This window comes from Psychrobacillus sp. FSL K6-4046 (assembly GCF_038624605.1).
Taxonomy (GTDB): Bacteria; Bacillota; Bacilli; order Bacillales_A; family Planococcaceae; genus Psychrobacillus.
On sequence record NZ_CP152020.1, the window covers coordinates 473,360 to 488,258 of the forward strand.

Sequence of the window (14,899 nt, forward strand, 5' to 3'; positions counted from 1 at the left end):
GGTTATAAAATGGAGGACATTCTAATGTTCATGTTTAACTCAACTCAGCAAAAAGAGGAATTCAAAGAAAGTTTGCAACCAATTAATATTGTGCTTTCGAAAGATTGAAGAATATGTAAGTATAGATAACTTATCTTTTGAACAATTAAGCAAATTCCAGAAGGAACCTCTCTTATTAACTGCTGAAGAAGGATCCTGGAAAAGAAGCTGGGTCGTGATAGCCCATGATACATTGTGTGGTGACCCTATCTCACGGGAGAGCCATTTTTGTCTCGGCTTTGTAATAAAGCAGTTTCTATTGCAGCACAAGGAAAATAAATAAGAGGATGGTCTCAGGAAATAGGAGGGACCATCCTCAAGTGATGCATATATATTGGTGGCTAAGTTATTTTACATTTTCAGAATCCGAAACAGGCTTACGTTTATGTTTGATGAGTTTTATAACGTAATAAAGAGCAATAGTCACAAAAATAATGCTTAGAATCAAATATTCATCTAAATCAGAGGATAAGATGCCAGCAGGGATTAATGCGAGGATAAAGAAGTATATGAAGTTGCCAATAGTAGTAGCAACTGTAAAAGGCAAAATTCGGATTGTACTAAGTCCAGCTAAAATATTTACGAGGCTAGTTGGGACGAAAGGAAAGAGTCTTGCTTGGAATACGTAAGCAAAGCCATTTGCATCTACTTTTTCGATTACTTTTGCATCAAACTTATGAATAATCATGCTTTGGAATATGTAGCGAACGCCATAAAAAACGATAATAGAAGCGAGAACACTAGTAAACCAACTCCATAAAAAGCCATTTACAAAACCAAACAATGCAATATTTATAGTAATTACTAATATTAGCGGAAAAACAGTAAAAGAGTTTTGTATCACCATGACCAATGCCATAAAAAATAATGCATAAGCAATATTTTTATCTAGAAATGTTTTGGCTTTATCTACATCTCCATCTAAAAGGATACTAATTAGGTCTTGGTTTATTGAGAAAAAGAATATAAGGAACAGAAATCCACCGATTAAGATCCATTGTTTTTTGGAGAGAGTAGTTTTCTTTTTTTTCATAACTCACCTGTTCTTTCTAACTCGAAGTGCTGATATTTTATTCTTTTATGGTATCATTCTTTGCCTATTCTCAACACTTTGATGCATCGCTATATTACTATAACTAAATGGAGGTTATTTAATGTCACATAAAGGATTTAACGCCTACAACCAAGAACAATTTTTCACGAATTACTTTAAGAGGAGAGAACGTTCGGACAGCCCGAATAATGCGATTGAAGGACCGATGATTTTTGAAATGCTAGGAGATATTACTGGTAATTCCATACTAGATTTAGGTTGTGGTGATGGCTCATTTGGTAAGGATTTGATACAGAATGGAGCTACTGAATATATAGGTGTGGAAGGCTCCGAAAAAATGGTGGAAGCAGCCAAAGCGAATTTAAAGACGTTAAATGGCAAGGTGATTATGGATACAATGGAGTCATATCCTTACCCAGACAAAGCGTATGACATAGTGACTTCTAGGTTTGCTATACATTATGTGTCTGATATAAATCAGCTATTCGACTCTATACATAAAAGTTTAAAGGATAATGGTAAATTCATATTTAGTGTCCAGCATCCTCTCACGACTTCTTCCTTTTTAAGCAAGCAATCTGGAGAGAAACGTGAGAATTGGATAGTGGACAATTATTTTCTAGATGGAGAAAGAGAAGAACCTTGGATCGATCACATAGTCGTAAAATTTCACCGTACAATTGAGCAATACTTTACAGCATTACGAGACAATGGCTTTACTATTTTAGAATTGCGTGAAGGTAATCCAAAACGTCAACACTTTTCTAGTGAAGAAGAATTTAAACGAAGACAAAGAATTCCTGTTGTATTAGCCTTTGCGTGTGAAAAAAGTAAATAGTCAAAGGGCTTCAAAACCTCTTGTTTTAGATATTCTCCATGTAATAAGGATTAAATAACATGAACCAAGTAGCATGAGAATGGAGCCGCCTAGGACCACTACTTTGACGGATACCCAGCTAGCAACTAGTCCGAATAGAAGGACTGCTACTATTTGAACAAAACTAGAAATCATCTCATATAAACTAGTGATGCGTCCCATCATATTAGAATGAATTCGTGATTGGATATATGTCATAAAACCAGTATTGGCGATGGAAAGACTGAATGATAATGCGAAAAACCCAATACTTGCTGCAAAATAGGAAGTTGAGAGACTATAAATAAAATATCCACTTGCTACAAAAAATGTCCCTACACCCATCATTGCTTTAGCTGATAGAAACCTTACCAACAAATTTGTACATATTGCGCCTAATAAAAATCCCAGTCCAGCTATACTAACAAGGGATCCATAGGCAGCATCCGTCAATAAGAGCACTTCCTTTGCAAAAGCAACTTCTGTGGAATCTAATGCTGCAGTTACTAGCATCGTCCCTTGGAAGGTCATATAAATGAAGAAAAAGGACAAGTATTTTTTACTGAAGTTCCAAACAGCATACCAATCTTCTCGCACCTCCTTTACGTGGAGGTGTTTTTTCACCTCAGGGATCGTATTAAGTATATTAGGCAGGAATATAGTCCATATACCGCAGCAAATAAAGATTAATACATTTATTACTAATGAAAATTCAAGTGGTGCAAGCATAAATAATATACCTGCCAGAAAAGGTCCTGTCACAAAGGCTCCCGAATGAACAAAGGTTAACACAGCATTAAACTTGTTTCGATCCTCTTCTGGTAACAATAAAGTCATATAAGTAAATGAGCTTGTTTCAAATATGGCACCTGCCATTTGTATAAATAACACCAGCAAATAGATAACCCATAAGGAATCTACAAAAAGCAGAGAGCCTACGAGAATAGCCCGGATAATATCTAAAAATATCATCAAATGCTTAGTAGAAACACGGTCAATCATACTTCCAGCCCAAGGTCCAATTAACATACTAGCGAAGGGTTTAATTATATATAATCCAGTTACAGCTAATACAGACCCTGTTTTGTCCAAAATAATTAGATTAAGGGCAAGTAAATAAATCCACCCTCCAATGTTAGCTAGTCCGACTACACCTAAATAAAGAGCTCTAACTTTCCGCTTATTCATTTATATTCCTCCCGACATGTTTATTACTACAAATAAAAAAATCCCACCCCCAAGACGATTGTCTTGGGGACGAGATTAACATGTCGTGGTGCCACCCCAGTTTGCCCCATTGTCACCAAAGGAGCCTTTTCAAGTACGGCATAGAAAATGCTTATACTTTAGCTCTATAACAGGAGCACCCGTCACATCATACCCCGTTTTATACGAGTCCTATGTGAAGCTCAGAGGCTTGTTTCAGTAATTCCTTCTTCATCCCTTTTCAGCTACCAGGACTCTCTTTTGGAAGACTTTAAATTACTTACTCTTCTCTTCATCGCATTTAATTTACAATATCATACCATATATTTGGTTAATTTCTATCTCGGCATATAAAATAGAATAAAAATAATTTAGATTACTCAAACTTTATATGAGAGGAGTGCAATTATTGAAGAAATTAAAGGAGTCTATTCAGCAATTTGCGTTGCCGATGTCCACGGATGAAGATTTAAATCCTTTATTAGAAGCAATTGGGGGAGCTAACATTGTTTTACTTGGCGAGGCGAGTCATGGTACCTCGGAGTTTTATAAGGTAAGAGCTGAAATTTCGAAAAGATTAATAAAGGAAAAGGGTTTTACTTTAATAGCGGTTGAGGGAGATTGGCCATCCACACAGCACATTAATCGATTCATAAAGGGTTATAGTAAGTACTCGGATGCTAAAGAAATGCTTAAGGCTGCATTTGAGCGTTGGCCAACCTGGATGTGGGCCAATGAAGAAATTGCTGAATTTTCTACATGGTTAAAGGACTATTATGGCCATAAGGAAGATAAAATTGGCTTTTATGGAATCGATGTATATAGCCTATGGGAATCTTTGGATGAGGTCATTCGATATTTAAAGGAAACCGATCCAAACGGAACGGAATTACAATTTGCACAAAGAGCTATTTCTTGCTTTGAACCATTTAATCGACATCCGGAAACATACGCACTTTCCACGTTAGACATTTCAGAGGCTTGTATAGAAGAGGTATCAAAGCTTATCAAGTCCATCAGAGAACACGAGGATAACTTTAAAGACGAAGGAGAAAATGACTTAAATTTGAAGATAAACGCTTTAGTGGCCCAAAATGCAGAGGAATATTACCGAGCAATGGTTCGAAGTGATGATCTGTCATGGAATGTCCGAGATGAGCATATGGTAGAGGCCATTAATGAAATAATGGATTACCATGGAAAAGATGCAAAAATCATTATTTGGGAGCATAATACGCATATTGGTGATGCGTCAGCTACAGATATGAAGGATGCAGGTATGTTGAATGTTGGACAAATCCTTCGTCTTCAAAATAGAAGAGACAATGTATTTGCGTTAGGCTTTGGTACTCATTCAGGAACAGTCATAGCTGCAGATGAATGGGACACCCCCTACAAAAGAGAAAAAGTTCCTCCAGCGAGGAAGGATTCGTGGGAGGATGTGCTCCACGATGCTGGAGGTGGAGACAAGCTATTACTCTTTAATAAAGATAATCGTGCTCTGTTCAATGAGTGGATAGGTCATCGAGCCATAGGAGTCGTTTATAATCCCTCTTTTGAGGCCTATGGTAATTACGTTCCTTCTAAAATAAGTGAAAGATATGATGCGTTTATTTACTTAGAGCAAACAAATGCTTTGAAACCTTTAAAGTAGAAAGTTAGAAGAGGTGATAAGGTCAGTGACTTTACACCTCGTTTTATTTTGTAGTAGGAAAAAAGACAGGTTTTTAGAAATATATACATTTTGAACTTATTATTTTACTATTTCATGTTAAACTAACAAAAAATAGATAATTTGGAGGTAGAGAATTGAAGGCTTGCAGAAAAGTACTTATTACATTAGTAGCTATCATCTTAACAGGAAGCGCTATATTTGTACCTACTCCGTCCATTTCATCGGTTGAGGCTGCTTCAACCTATACTAGTTTAACGAATAAATTAAATACAATAATGGCAGACAATCGAATGAAAAATGCAACTTCCAGTATTACAGTTCGCAAGGCTTCTACAGGAGAAATCATCTATGAACGCAATGGAAATAAAGGGATTACTCCTGCATCGTCCTTAAAGCTATTGACCGGAGCTACAGCGTTAGAAACTTTGGGAGAGGATTTCCGGTTTTCTACTGCTGTATTAACGAATGGAAAGGTAAGTAAGGGTACCTTGAATGGTAATCTCTATCTTAAAGGGCAAGGGGATCCGACTTTATTAAAAAGCCATTTTGACAATTTTGCCACAGGACTATCCAAACAAGGTATTAAGCATATATCAGGTAACCTAATTGGAGATGATACATGGTATGACAGCGTTGGGTTGTCCTCGGGGATTATGGCGGAGGACGTTCCTTATTATTATGCAGCCCCTATTTCGGCATTGACCTTATCTCCAAATGGAGATTTTGATGCAGGGTCTGTCATTGTGGAAGCTAAACCGACAAGCAATGGAAAAGCAGCCAGAGTAACGCTATCTCCGAATACAAATGTACTAAAGGTAGTCAATAAATCTAAGACAGTCCCTAAAGGAAGTAAAAACACGTTGAAAATCACTCGTGAGGTTGGAACAAACAAAGTGATTATTACTGGTAACTCTCCTATAGGAACTTCTGGATCCAAGGAATGGATTGCCGTCACAGATCCAACGATGTATGCACTGGACATTTTCAAAAAATCCTTAGCAGAGAAGGGGATTACCCTTGGGAAGTCTAGTAAATTAGTGAAAGGGAAAACACCAGCTACCGCTAAGACCCTCCTTTCAAGAAAGTCACAACCTTTAAAGGATTTAATCATTCCATTCATGAAGCTGAGCAACAATGTACACGCTGAGATTTTAGCGAAGGAAATGGGAAAAAAGGTTTATGGTGAAGGAAGCTGGGATGCAGGACTTCAAGTCATGCGAGATTATGCTTTCTCTGTTGGTATAGACACTTCCCAATGGAAGTTCGAGGATGCTTCTGGACTATCCTACTCCAACAAAATTACATCAAGAGAGCTTTCACAATTATTGTATGTAATCAGAAAAGAGCCTTGGTACAACACCTATTATAAGAGTCTGCCTATCGCTGGATCTAAAGATCGCTACGTTGGTGGTACACTGCGCCACAGACTAGGAACAGCACCAGCTGCTGGAAACGTAATGGCGAAAACCGGAAGTCTTAAAAACATTAAAGCACTTGCAGGCTATGCGAAAACAAAGGACGGAGAGCTACTCATATTCACGGTCCTTACAGAAGACAATAAAGCGAGCACCGTACCTTCTATTGACCAAATAGCAACTGCTATAACAAACCACAAATAAAACAATGACAGCAATGTTACAGGTGCCTGGCACTCGTAACGTTGCTGTCATTTTGTGTAGGTTGGTTTTTGTAATATAATGAGTGGGATAGTGAGGTGTTGGATATGGCTCGTGAAAGAAAATTTACTGATGAGCATTTGTTTAAGGAAACAAAGGAATTAATTATTCATGATGGCTATGAGGCTTTTACGTTTAGTAAGCTGGCTTCACGTCTGGGTGTTTCAAGAGGAAGTCTCTATAAATATTATGATAATAAAGATGAGTTAATTTCTGAGTTTCTGATGTATGAGATGGCTAGGTTTTTATCGGATTTTGATAAGTTGAATAAAAGTGCTGATTTCCAAACTCAGTTTAATGAGCTGATTGATTTTATTTTTGCGCATAATAATATTTACGAGGTATTGGATATCATAGGTCAAATTCCTGCACCGACGACAAAACGGGCATTGAATAATAAATCTAGAATAAGCGAATACTATATTAGTATGTACCAGCAATTTGAAGGGTTTATTGAGCTAGGGAGAAGAGAAGGTCTTATTAAGGAGCATTTGCCTACAGCAGTTTTACTTGGGATGATCTTTCAAATTATTGCGATTCCCAACCACTTTCATATTCCTGAAGGCGAGTGGGTGGCTTCTATAAAGGAAATCTTGAGCAGTGGAATGTTCAAGGTCGATTCATTGACAGGAAAATGATAGAAAAGGATAATGAAAAAGTAATATGTTTTTTTATCCAAAGTGACACTAGTGTCACTTAATAAACCGAGTAGGGAGTGGAATTGTTGAAAAAGTTATTAGGAAGTGTCACTGATTTTGTAGCCACTAAAAAGGGTATGTGGATTACAATCGGTGCATGGATAGCGATTACGGTCTTACTAACAATATTTGCACCTGGAGCGGGGGACCATAAAGTATCAAGCGTCACGTCTCTTCCTGAGGATGTCCAATCCGTAGTGGCTCAAAAGCATATTGACGAGCACTTTAAGGATGCAGAAAGTCTTCCAGCTATTTTAGTACTACAATCCAAGGATTCAGAAATTGATGTAACTGCCCTTGGAGAAGCATTAGATAAAGTAAGTGCAGCAAATATTAAAGGTGTAAAGGAAGTTGTTCCTTTTAGCAGCCTGCCACCTCAAGCTCTAGCTGGTTTCTTCTCAGAAGACCAAAAGACAGCCGTTGTTCCGTTAAATTTTATAACCTCTTTAGAAACTGCTGAATTAGAAAAATCACTAGAAGAAATAAGAGATATAGTTTTGGAAGATACGGGAGCAGATGTTTATATTACTGGCCCAGCTGGTATTGCGGTAGACACGACTAATTTGTTTGAAAGAGCAGATTTAGTATTGATTTTAGCTACTGTTGGTATCATTTTAATTCTATTAATCGTCATTTATCGATCTCCTTTATTAGCAATTATTCCATTATTGGCTGCAGGGATTGTATATCAGGTAGTTAATCAATTGTTAGGTATTCTCGGAGCAGGAGGTCTAGATTTAGCAGCTCAGTCATTATCTATTATGTCTATTCTATTGTTTGCAGCTACCATTGATTATTCTTTATTTGTTTTCTCTCGTTATCGTGAGGAACTGAAGAATTATGAGAGTAAGTTCGATTCGATGAAGTGGGCAATGAGAGAAACAGGAATACCTGTATTCTTTGCAGGCGGTACTGTTCTTGCAGCAATGCTAGTATTGTTCTTTGCGAGCTTCGGAGATTATAGAAACTTCGCTCCAATCTTTGGTACTACGATGTTTGTTATTATGTTTGCTTCTGTAACATTAATACCTGCATTGTTCACATTATTTGGTCGCAAGTCGTTCTGGCCACGCATTCCTAAGTACGGTGAAGGAGAAGAGAAGGTCAGTAAACTATGGAGCAAAATTGGTTCATTCGTTGTAGGGAAACCAATTGTAGCGGCTCTAATCATACTCGTTATTTTAGTGGGATCTGCTTTGAATATGTTTAACCTTAAGTATGAGTTCGATACGATGAAGTCCTTCCCAGAGGATATGCCATCACGTATGGGCTATGAGATTATAGAGGAAGAGTTTGCGAAAGGTGATTTAGCCCCAACAACTGTTCTTTTTGAATCAGAGGAAGAAGTAACGGAGGAAGTTCAAGCAAGTATTTTGGAGCAGCTTCAAAATCAAGAACTTGTAAACTCAGTACGTCCTACTGGTGTATCAGAGGATGGGTTAGCAGTGCAATACCAATTAACCTTTAAGGACAGTCCATATTCTACTGAATCAATGGATGCTCTCGAGAAAATGATAGAAGAGAAAGAGGATATCATTTCTGCATCGGATGCTAGTGGCGATCTTTATTTTGCAGGTGAGACAGCTGCTCAAGTGGATGATCGAGCAGTTAATGATCGTGATTTAATCATTATCGTTGTATTAGAAACGATCTTGATCTTCATTCTATTAATCGTGTTGACAAAGTCTATTAAAATGCCTATTTACATGATGGGAACCATTCTTTTATCATTCTTAGCTGCATTAGGCTTAGGGATGTTCTTATCTAACTTATTCTTTGATATTGATACTATCAGTAATCGAGTTCCTTTGTATTCCTTTGTGTTCCTCGTTGCGCTTGGTATAGACTATAATATCATTTTAATATCTCGTTTTATGGAGGAACGTCAAAAGCATTCAGTAAAGGATGCTGTTCAAATTGCAGTTTCTCATACAGGAGGAGTAATTTCCTCTGCCGGGATTTTATTGGCAGCTACATTTGCTGTCTTAATGACTCAGCCAATTCAATTATTGTTCGTATTCGGCTTCATTGTTGCGGTAGGTATTATTCTCGATACCTTCTTAATTCGAGGTATTTTATTACCGGCTTTAATTGTCTTGTTTGAAAAGGATAAAAAGAATAAGTAGAAATAATGAAAGCTTGAACCGTTAGGGATTCTAATGGTTCAAGCTTTTTACGTGGATGAAGGAGTAAAAAAAACATCCTTACCCATACTATAGACACTTATGGATGCAAAGACATTGAATGTATTTCAATAAGCTCTGAGACAGTTACAAACTGATATCCCTGCCGCTGAAGCTCAGGAAGTATTTCTTCCAGTGCTTTAATAGTTTGAGAACGGTCCCCTCCAGAATCGTGGAATAAAACAATGTTGCCTGGCTTCACACCTGATAATACTTTTTTAACAATTTTCTTTGTACCTGGTCTTTTCCAATCCTCTGTATCCTGATGCCAAGACCACATAATTACTTTATAACCTTCATCAATCGCAGTGTTAATAATTTTGTCATTATACTGGCCACCTACTGGCCGATAAAAAATGGGGTAGGTTCCTGTTATTTTATGAACTATATCATTTGTCTTTTCTAATTCTTCCTTTAGCTTAGCTGGGGAAATGGTTAGTGGATGTGTATACGTATGGTTGGCGATCTCATGTTCATCTGTCCCCATTCTAGAAACAACCTCTGGATACTTCTCAACTCTTTCGCCAATAACAAAAAAAGTTGCTTTTGCATCATATTTTTTTAATAAATCTAAAACCTGCGGTGTATATGTAGGATGAGGACCATCATCAAAGGTAAGGGCGATCACCTTCTCATCTGTTTTTATCTCCCACATAACATAGCCCTTCTCTTCGTAATAAGGTCGCCCCTTATCCATGGCGGAGGTAGTATAACCAATGCCAAAAAGCACAAGGAATACTACTCCAATTTTAATGACAAGTGACTTCATTTATATTCCTCCTTGTAGCATATTTGGCGGAAGTATTATTTAAGTTATTGTTGCCCTAGCAAATAAGAATATACCAGACCAAACACTCCCATTAAATGCAAGATGACTACTGGCGCGATGATTACAGAATGATTACAGGTGCCTGGCTCCTGTAATCATTCCGCAATCTAAAAAAATGCTTGGGAACTAGATTTGACTAGTCACCAAGCATTTCTATTTAGAATATTTTTTTCTGATCTCTATCTTCTATAAGTAATTCCACCGATTCTCTAAATCTTAAGGAGTGAATATTTTCCCTTTCTCTAAGGAAACGAAGTGCATCACTTACACCTGGATCATCACAAATGTCGATTAACCATTGGTATGTCGCGCGTGCTTTTTCTTCTGCGGCAATATCCTCATATAAGTCTGCAATTGGATCACCTTTTGATTGAATGTAAGTAGCGGTAAAAGGAACACCACCAGCATTTTCATAGAATAAAGAGTGCCCATGATTAACAAAATGAGGTCCAAGGCCAGCTTTTTCTAATTGCTCAGGAGTTGCATCCTTTGTTAATTTATAAATCATAGTAGCAAGCATTTCTAGGTGAGAAAACTCTTCTGTTGAAATGTCGGTAAGAATTCCAATTACTTTATCAGGAACCGTGTATCGCTGGTTCATATAGCGCAAAGCAGCTGCGAGCTCTCCATCGGCTCCACCGTACTGTTCCATAAGATATCTAGCAAGCATTGGGTTGCATGTCGTAACTTCTACAGGATAAAGCAGCTTTTTCTCATAAACCCACATTAGTTTTCTCCTTTCAAATTTGCCATGGCCATGGAGTAGAGTTCCAGCGCCAGCCAACATCTAATGCTTGCTTGGAGGGAGTAGTCATTAATGAAAGCGGACCATACTGAGCTTCATATTTCTTCCTTACTGCAGCTGCATTTTTTATAGCCATACGCCATTGCTCCAAAGCATCTAAATCATCTGGATGTGTATCGGTGTAGAGAGTCAGCTCTACGACAACAAAATCCATTTGCTGGACTTGTTTTAATAGATTCCATTGGTGATCGCTTGATGTCATGATATTCCCTCCTCCCTATAAAATCCATCGACAAACTGTGGCCATAAAGAGCCTTGCATTAATGCATCTGCTGGTGTATTTTGCGGTAATCCAGGTTGTTGAAAATTAGTAAATAGCTGTGGAGGAAGCACAAACTTTCTAACTAAAATAGGGGGGCAAGGATCCCGTGGAGAAACGTATGGCTTATAACTACCCCGAAACTGCCAATTTTCCATCTTTAATCACTCCTTCAAACCAACCTATGTAAAAAAACATAAAATAAGACTAGAAGGACAACCCAAAAAACATTTTTAATAACCACTGCAGCGTCTCGGCAAGGCAAGGGACATAAAAAATGTTACAGGTGCCTGGCACCTGTAACATTCTCGATCCTTTAGATACTTTTACAAAAAAAGACCACCTAAGAAAGGTAGTCGGTAAACGGGCTTTAGAAAAGCTTTAGATATTAAATTCCGAGAAAAAATAAAACGAATGGAATGGTAAGGATACTGAGAATAGTAGTTATAAAGGTTGTAAAGGATACTAAATCTGGTTCAGTTCCAAATTGTAAAGAAAGCATCGTGGTGTTTGCAGCTGTTGGCATGGCAGCTTGAATGATAAAAACCGTTTTAAGTAAGTCATTTAGCGGTAGAAAAAACATAATGGCTGCTGCCAGTAAAGGTGAAACAAACATTCGAACAACCGTTGCTGTCGTAACAAATCGATATGCAACTTTTTTTCTTGAGATTACTGCCAATTGCATACCGAGCACAAGCATGACGGTCGGAATAGAAGCATCTGCAGCTAGTCCCACACCTTCCATTACGGACTGAGGCACAGTCACATGTAGCACTTGAAGGAGAACTCCCAGTAAGGATGCATAAACTAATGGCATTCTTAAAACCTTATGTACAGCCTGCTGCCAGGTAGCTTTCTCCTCTCCACCTAAAGAGGCAAAAAAGATTCCAATGGTGTTCATGATCAAACCGTGGAAAACCATTATCACAACAGCATAATCAAATCCAACAGCCCCTAAAGCAAAGAGAACAACTGGTGCTCCGTAGTTCCCGCTATTAGGAAAAACACTCCCTAAAATTAATGCTGCTAACTGAGGACGAGTAGTCTGCATAAAAAGCGAAGAAAGCCACACGACTCCCAATAAGCAAAAGGTTAAAAGGAGACATGCTCCTAGAATATATACATAATCAATCGACAACTCATGCGTATAAAAAGTACGAAATGCTAAGAAAGGAGACATAAGATAAAGCGCAGCTGAAGAAATAGATTTAATATCAAACCCTATCAACCTCTGTCCTATAAAACCAATAAAAAAGATAATAAAAACCGGCAAAATAATCAGCAATAAATCCATCCAAACCCACCCCTTAACATATCTTCAAATATTACAGGTGCCAGGCACTTGTAACATAAACAAACAAAAACAAAAAAAACAAGACAAAGCAAAAACAGAACAAAGACAAAAAACAAAAAACTAGTCCGGTATCCGTAATATATATAACTATATCATTTGTGGAATCTTTTTTCTGAAATAGTTTTATGGTTATGTTAAAATTATATCGTATTATACGATATAAAAACGGGGGATAAAAAATGAGTATACAATTAAATCAACTAAATCAGTATTGGACTGACATTTATTTTTATTTACATTATCCACATGTGGATAAAATAACTCATCAAGCAGTACGAATACTTCAACTTCTGGATAAACATTCGGATGCTGGAATTAATGAAGTAGCAAAGGTTTTAAAGATTTCACATAACACTGCATCAGAACATGTCAAAAGGCTAATTGAGAAAAATTACATTGTTAAAGAGAGAAGTGGAGAGGACCAGAGAAGAGTTATTCTTCGATTGACCGGATTAGGATCCGATGTTTTATATCGAAACACAAGTCTGGATGATCAAAAATTATCGAAAGTCTTAGATCAACTATCGCAGGAAGAAAAAATAATAATTGAAAAAGCATTTCAAACCTTAAGTGAGGTAGCAAAAAAATGTACATTTTAATGAAGGTTATTATATCCGCTATTATCATAGCTATGGTAACGGAGATTTCGAGGAGATTTCCCACCTATGGAGGTATTATTGCAGCATTGCCTTTAGTGAGCTTACTTAGTATTGTTTGGTTGTATGTTCAAGGAGAGCAATCCTCTACGCTGAGCAAGTTCGCTTTAGGAGTGCTTTGGGGATTCCCAGCCACCGCTGTAATGCTACTGATTGTATATCTGGCATTACAAAATTCGTTGCATCTTTTTGTTTCCATTTTGCTAGGGATTGCTGGGTGGCTGTTCTTCTTATACATACAAGAAACCGTGGTTACTTACATTAAGCACATCGTCTAATGAGAGGCTGGTGTTGTTGCCACAGCACAGGTGGCAAATGAGGAAGCGCTTGTTTTGAATAAACTAAAAGAAATTGCAAAAGAATTGTAGACAAAAACACATTTGAATTAATTGACATTTTTTATAGTCATTTTGACAATTATAGTTGTCAAAATGACTATAATTGTATATATTGGAAGAGAGGAGGCGGGGAATGGTGAAAAGCCGTTTAAAGGAGTTAAGAGCAAGAGATGGACTCAATCAGACTGAACTAGCTAAGTTAGCTAGGATTTCTAGGCAAACTATTAGCTTAATAGAGCGAGAAGAATATATGCCTTCTATATTAATAGCTGTACGTATAGCTAGAATTTTTAATGAGCCTGTAGAAAATGTCTTTTTAATAGGGGAGGAAGAATAATGAAAAAGATGTTCACAACAATTGTTAGTTTACTGCTCGGAGGGGTAGCTGGTTTTACGATCACCTATGCTATCATGATGGGCAAAGATCAGGGTCGCGAGGCATGGGACCATCCTGTAAATCTGATTTTATATATTGTTTTGGCTATGATTCTAACTCTTTTAGTAATCGGTCTTGTGTTTATAAGGAAGATAAAAATAGTTAATTCCCAAACATTTGATGGGGAACAAGAGGATTTAATGGAAGAGTACAAATACAAAAAGGTCGCTGATTTGGGTATAGCTGCTAATATTTCACAGGTCTTATCTATATTAGCGGTTGCAGTTTCTATTCTAATGACAAACAATACAATTTTACAAATTGGTTTTATACTTTTGTTCATAGCTAGCTGGACCATTCCGATGTTTAGTGCAAATTTTATAAAGACAAGTTATCCAGAAAGAAACCTTCCGAGCATCCAATCAAAGGACTATGAGCAACGGCTTATGGACTCTATGGATGATGGGGAGAAGTACGTGACCTTACAAGGACTTTATAAATCGCATCGATTATTCAACCTGTTTATGCTCACTGGTATTAGTTTAGCTGTTGCATTTTCTTACTTTAGCGAGCAATCGCAAATTTTTTCTATAGCAGTAATGTGCTTAGTCTTGCTGGTAGTGAACACAAGCTATTTAGTAGTTGTACGCAATAAATAAGGGGGATTTTAAAAATGACAACGGGACAATTGCTTTTATGGATAATAGGTTTATCTATACTTTTATATTTTATTATCAAGTGGGGAGTAAAAAATGGGATTAATGAGTCTATGTTAGTCTCAGAGGAAGCTAGAAGGAAATATCGACAAGAACAAGAAGACAAGGTGCAAAGGTCCATAGACGATTTAAAGAACTAAGATTTCTTATTTCGGTAAGCCACCACCACAGAAATCCAA

General features: G+C 37.3%; 17 protein-coding genes and 1 other annotated feature. Of the genes, 10 read left to right on the forward strand and 7 right to left on the reverse strand.

Going from position 1 to position 14,899, the window contains the following annotated elements:
- Positions 1-385: 385 nt before the first annotated feature.
- On the reverse strand, positions 386-1,072 hold the full coding sequence (locus MKY09_RS02335) for a VTT domain-containing protein (protein ID WP_342567476.1): 687 nt from the start codon (positions 1,070-1,072) through the stop codon (positions 386-388).
- 121 nt (positions 1,073-1,193) lie between these two features.
- Between MKY09_RS02335 and MKY09_RS02340 the strand changes: the two genes are divergently transcribed.
- Positions 1,194-1,931: a methyltransferase domain-containing protein gene (locus MKY09_RS02340; protein ID WP_342567477.1), complete on the forward strand. Its 738-nt coding sequence runs from the start codon at positions 1,194-1,196 to the stop codon at positions 1,929-1,931.
- Here MKY09_RS02340 and MKY09_RS02345 read toward each other — a convergent pair whose 3' ends face one another.
- On the reverse strand, positions 1,932-3,137 hold the full coding sequence (locus MKY09_RS02345) for an MFS transporter (RefSeq protein WP_342567478.1): 1,206 nt from the start codon (positions 3,135-3,137) through the stop codon (positions 1,932-1,934).
- Positions 3,138-3,199: 62 nt separating this feature from the next.
- Positions 3,200-3,460, reverse strand: a binding site (T-box leader).
- Between the two features lie 104 nt (positions 3,461-3,564).
- Here MKY09_RS02345 and MKY09_RS02350 point away from each other — a divergent pair.
- The 4 genes from MKY09_RS02350 (at position 3,565) to MKY09_RS02365 (ending at position 9,330) form a co-directional block, all read left to right on the forward strand.
- On the forward strand, positions 3,565-4,809 hold the full coding sequence (locus MKY09_RS02350) for an erythromycin esterase family protein (RefSeq protein WP_342567479.1): 1,245 nt from the start codon (positions 3,565-3,567) through the stop codon (positions 4,807-4,809).
- Positions 4,810-4,964: 155 nt separating this feature from the next.
- Positions 4,965-6,449 (forward strand): D-alanyl-D-alanine carboxypeptidase/D-alanyl-D-alanine-endopeptidase, encoded by a 1,485-nt coding sequence (dacB, locus tag MKY09_RS02355; protein WP_342567480.1) that lies wholly within the window; start codon positions 4,965-4,967, stop codon positions 6,447-6,449.
- Between the two features lie 104 nt (positions 6,450-6,553).
- Positions 6,554-7,144 carry a TetR/AcrR family transcriptional regulator gene (locus MKY09_RS02360; protein WP_342567481.1) on the forward strand — a complete coding sequence of 197 codons (591 nt, stop codon included), beginning with the start codon at positions 6,554-6,556 and terminating at the stop codon, positions 7,142-7,144.
- Between the two features lie 86 nt (positions 7,145-7,230).
- Positions 7,231-9,330 (forward strand): MMPL family transporter, encoded by a 2,100-nt coding sequence (locus tag MKY09_RS02365; RefSeq protein ID WP_342567482.1) that lies wholly within the window; start codon positions 7,231-7,233, stop codon positions 9,328-9,330.
- Between the two features lie 97 nt (positions 9,331-9,427).
- Here the strand turns inward: MKY09_RS02365 and MKY09_RS02370 are convergent, their stop codons facing one another.
- The 5 genes from MKY09_RS02370 to MKY09_RS02390 form a co-directional block, all read right to left on the reverse strand.
- On the reverse strand, positions 9,428-10,156 hold the full coding sequence (locus MKY09_RS02370) for a polysaccharide deacetylase family protein (protein ID WP_342567483.1): 729 nt from the start codon (positions 10,154-10,156) through the stop codon (positions 9,428-9,430).
- 217 nt (positions 10,157-10,373) lie between these two features.
- On the reverse strand, positions 10,374-10,943 hold the full coding sequence (locus MKY09_RS02375; RefSeq protein ID WP_298466861.1) for a manganese catalase family protein: 570 nt from the start codon (positions 10,941-10,943) through the stop codon (positions 10,374-10,376).
- A gap of 13 nt (positions 10,944-10,956) precedes the next feature.
- Positions 10,957-11,223 (reverse strand): spore coat protein CotJB, encoded by a 267-nt coding sequence (locus MKY09_RS02380; RefSeq protein ID WP_169359039.1) that lies wholly within the window; start codon positions 11,221-11,223, stop codon positions 10,957-10,959.
- The gene (locus MKY09_RS02385) at positions 11,220-11,438 is read right to left on the reverse strand and encodes a hypothetical protein (protein WP_169359038.1); all 219 of its coding nucleotides are present in this window, start codon (positions 11,436-11,438) and stop codon (positions 11,220-11,222) included. Before MKY09_RS02385 ends, MKY09_RS02380 begins: the two co-directional genes overlap by 4 nt.
- A 230-nt stretch (positions 11,439-11,668) precedes the next feature.
- Complete coding sequence (locus tag MKY09_RS02390) at positions 11,669-12,574, reverse strand: AEC family transporter (RefSeq protein ID WP_342567484.1); 906 nt, start codon at positions 12,572-12,574, stop codon at positions 11,669-11,671.
- Positions 12,575-12,813: 239 nt separating this feature from the next.
- Between MKY09_RS02390 and MKY09_RS02395 the strand changes: the two genes are divergently transcribed.
- From MKY09_RS02395 to MKY09_RS02415, 5 genes are all read left to right on the forward strand, one after another.
- The gene (locus tag MKY09_RS02395) at positions 12,814-13,233 is read left to right on the forward strand and encodes a MarR family winged helix-turn-helix transcriptional regulator (RefSeq protein WP_342567485.1); all 420 of its coding nucleotides are present in this window, start codon (positions 12,814-12,816) and stop codon (positions 13,231-13,233) included.
- Complete coding sequence (locus tag MKY09_RS02400) at positions 13,221-13,568, forward strand: DUF3147 family protein (RefSeq protein WP_169359036.1); 348 nt, start codon at positions 13,221-13,223, stop codon at positions 13,566-13,568. Before MKY09_RS02395 ends, MKY09_RS02400 begins: the two co-directional genes overlap by 13 nt.
- 196 nt (positions 13,569-13,764) lie before the next feature.
- A complete protein-coding gene (locus tag MKY09_RS02405) occupies positions 13,765-13,965 on the forward strand; it encodes a helix-turn-helix transcriptional regulator (RefSeq protein WP_251553623.1) in 201 nt (66 codons plus the stop codon).
- Positions 13,965-14,663: a DUF3169 family protein gene (locus MKY09_RS02410; RefSeq protein ID WP_251553535.1), complete on the forward strand. Its 699-nt coding sequence runs from the start codon at positions 13,965-13,967 to the stop codon at positions 14,661-14,663. Before MKY09_RS02405 ends, MKY09_RS02410 begins: the two co-directional genes overlap by 1 nt.
- A gap of 14 nt (positions 14,664-14,677) precedes the next feature.
- Positions 14,678-14,860 (forward strand): DUF6019 family protein, encoded by a 183-nt coding sequence (locus tag MKY09_RS02415; RefSeq protein ID WP_251553534.1) that lies wholly within the window; start codon positions 14,678-14,680, stop codon positions 14,858-14,860.
- Positions 14,861-14,899 lie beyond the last annotated feature (39 nt).

Coding starts and splice junctions, on each gene's coding strand:
- MKY09_RS02370 (WP_342567483.1), bottom strand. CDS start 10,156: ATGAAGTCACTTGTCATTAAAATTGGAGTAGTATTCCTTGTGCTTTTT.
- MKY09_RS02415 (WP_251553534.1), top strand. CDS start 14,678: ATGACAACGGGACAATTGCTTTTATGGATAATAGGTTTATCTATACTT.
- MKY09_RS02335 (WP_342567476.1), bottom strand. CDS start 1,072: ATGAAAAAAAAGAAAACTACTCTCTCCAAAAAACAATGGATCTTAATC.
- MKY09_RS02400 (WP_169359036.1), top strand. CDS start 13,221: ATGTACATTTTAATGAAGGTTATTATATCCGCTATTATCATAGCTATG.
- MKY09_RS02395 (WP_342567485.1), top strand. CDS start 12,814: ATGAGTATACAATTAAATCAACTAAATCAGTATTGGACTGACATTTAT.
- MKY09_RS02360 (WP_342567481.1), top strand. CDS start 6,554: ATGGCTCGTGAAAGAAAATTTACTGATGAGCATTTGTTTAAGGAAACA.
- MKY09_RS02345 (WP_342567478.1), bottom strand. CDS start 3,137: ATGAATAAGCGGAAAGTTAGAGCTCTTTATTTAGGTGTAGTCGGACTA.
- MKY09_RS02410 (WP_251553535.1), top strand. CDS start 13,965: ATGAAAAAGATGTTCACAACAATTGTTAGTTTACTGCTCGGAGGGGTA.
- MKY09_RS02390 (WP_342567484.1), bottom strand. CDS start 12,574: ATGGATTTATTGCTGATTATTTTGCCGGTTTTTATTATCTTTTTTATT.
- MKY09_RS02340 (WP_342567477.1), top strand. CDS start 1,194: ATGTCACATAAAGGATTTAACGCCTACAACCAAGAACAATTTTTCACG.
- MKY09_RS02380 (WP_169359039.1), bottom strand. CDS start 11,223: ATGACATCAAGCGATCACCAATGGAATCTATTAAAACAAGTCCAGCAA.
- MKY09_RS02375 (WP_298466861.1), bottom strand. CDS start 10,943: ATGTGGGTTTATGAGAAAAAGCTGCTTTATCCTGTAGAAGTTACGACA.
- MKY09_RS02385 (WP_169359038.1), bottom strand. CDS start 11,438: ATGGAAAATTGGCAGTTTCGGGGTAGTTATAAGCCATACGTTTCTCCA.